Consider the following 2,043-nt stretch of genomic DNA (forward strand, 5'->3'; position numbering starts at 1 on the left):
GCCGGCCTTGGCCGGTTCTTCGGCTCGGGCGCGGGTGCTGGCGAGGCGGTAGGAGTCGGTGCCGGTCTCGATGATGGTGCCGTTGAAGGTGAGGCGGTCGACGATGGCCGCGCAGAGGCGGGGGTCGGTGAACGTCTTGGTCCAGCCGCCGAAGGACTCGTTGGAGGCGATGGCGACGCTGTTCTTCTCCTCGCGTTCGGTCAGGACCTGGAAGAGGAGTTCGGCGCCTCGGCGGTCGAGTTCCATGTAGCCGAGTTCGTCGATGCAGAGGAGGTCGACGCGGCCGTAGCGGGCGATGGTCTTGGTCAGCTGCTTCTCGTCGGCGGCTTCGACGAGCTCGTTGACCAGCTTGGTCGCCAGGACGTATTTGACCCGGTAGCCGGCCATCGCGGCCTCGGTGCCGAGCGCGATCAGCATGTGGGACTTGCCGGTGCCGGAGTCGCCGATCAGGCAGAGCGGCTGGCTCTTCTTGATCCATTCGCAGCTGGCGAGGGTGTGGATGGCGGCCGCGTCGATGTTGGGGTTCGCGTCGAAGTCGAAGGTCCGCAGGGACTTGTCCCGGGGGAAGCCGGCCGCCTTGATCCGCCGCTCTGAACGGCGACGGGCTCGGTCGTCGCACTCGGCCATCAGCAGCTCAGCGAGGAAGCCGCGGTAGGTCATCTGGTCCTTCATCGCCCGGTCGGCGATGTCGGAGAACTCGTTCCTGATCGACGGTAGCCGCAGCAGGCGGCAGGCGGTGTCGATGGCCGTGTTGGCGGCCTGCTCGGTCAGTCCTCGCTGGCGGGGCAGGGTCACTGTGCTTCTCCCTCGCGGTGTTCACCGCCGCTGGTGCGACGGCGTCGGAGCAGTTGGTCGTAGTGGGTCACCGAGGGCAGCGGCCTGGTGTCCGGGGGAAGATGCGCGAGTCGCCATTCGTGCAGAAACGTCACCGTCGCCTCACCCGCGGCGCCGGTCCGTGCAGCGGTCCCGGTCTGAGGGAAGCGCCTGCACGTCTCGGACATCGACCTGGACGGCGAGGAAGAGTGGATGGTCTCGGCGGACGGCCTGCTGGGCTACGAGGTCCCGACCGCGACTCGGTAGCCGAATGCCTGGCGTAATCGAATAGCAAAAGGGCGGCGAAGGAAGCGCCGCCCTTTTGCATGCCTAACAAGGTTATTCGACAGCCCTGCGGGCTGGTCCGCCCCTATGTCGGGTGTGAGTAGTTGAGGTACAGAAAGTGTCGTTGAGATTGATCATGGTTGGCTAGCAATGGGATACGGCTGCCGCTGGAGTTCGCGGAAAGGCCGCCGGGCGGCTGTTGGCGCTGGCTGCGGTCCGCCTCGTGCCGGTGGAGTTTCTGACTGATGAGCAGGCTGAGGAGTACGGGACGTTCACCCAGGTGCCCAAGCGCACTTCGCGGCCCTGCGCCAGCGCTCAGCGACCGCACCCACCAGACCGTAGAGAGTCGCTACTGCCCGTCCCGATCCTCCCCAAGGGCCGGTACCGGCTTTGCGTGGTGTCGGGCGAAGGCCGTTGGAGTGTTCGCACCATCGCGCCCGGCCGATTCGAGTTGCGTTCAGCAAGGGGATGCTCACGCTAAGCAATCAGACCCTTAGTCTCTGTCGTGACGGCTCCAACGCTAAGGACGGCATCCCCCATGTCCATGTCAGGACTGCGTTTCCACGGTACCCGGCTGGCCCGCGAGATGGGCTGCGACGAGGGCTTCATCCACTACACCTACGCCCCCGACCTGGGCAGTGCACTCGCTGAGGTCGAAGAGCGATTCCCACACATGCGTTTCCGTGACAGCGACGGCAACGTGGACGCCTTCTACATGGTGCAGATCAACGAAGAGCTCGTCGACAACAGCGGCACCACGCGGCTTCTTGGGAGCGACGTCATCATCATCCCCACGGCCGGGTAGGAGGCCAGCGCACCAGGGGCCCCTTCCCGTGAGGAAAGGGGCCCCTGCCATGTAACGGGTTCACGGCGAACCCCCTGAAGCTCGACTAGGGTGCGTATTCGGTTGTGATCAATGGGTGGGACCGGGTGAGGTCCTTGATC

2 protein-coding genes are annotated in these 2,043 nt (G+C 65.4%); one reads left to right on the forward strand and one right to left on the reverse strand.

The features are described from left to right. Positions 1-795, reverse strand: a 795-nt coding sequence (gene istB, locus ACWGIU_RS36600; protein ID WP_453712391.1) for an IS21-like element helper ATPase IstB, incomplete at its 3' end; no start/stop codon positions are given. 841 nt (positions 796-1,636) lie between these two features. Between istB and ACWGIU_RS36605 the strand changes: the two genes are divergently transcribed. Next, entirely contained in the window at positions 1,637-1,903 is a 267-nt protein-coding gene (locus tag ACWGIU_RS36605; protein WP_453712392.1) for a hypothetical protein, read from the forward strand. The last annotated feature ends 140 nt before the right edge of the window (positions 1,904-2,043 follow it).

Source organism: Streptomyces sp. NPDC054840, from assembly GCF_053611065.1.

Excerpts from the sequence above, each read along its gene's own strand:
- ACWGIU_RS36605 (WP_453712392.1), top strand. The coding sequence starts at position 1,637 with ATGTCCATGTCAGGACTGCGTTTCCACGGTACCCGGCTGGCCCGCGAG.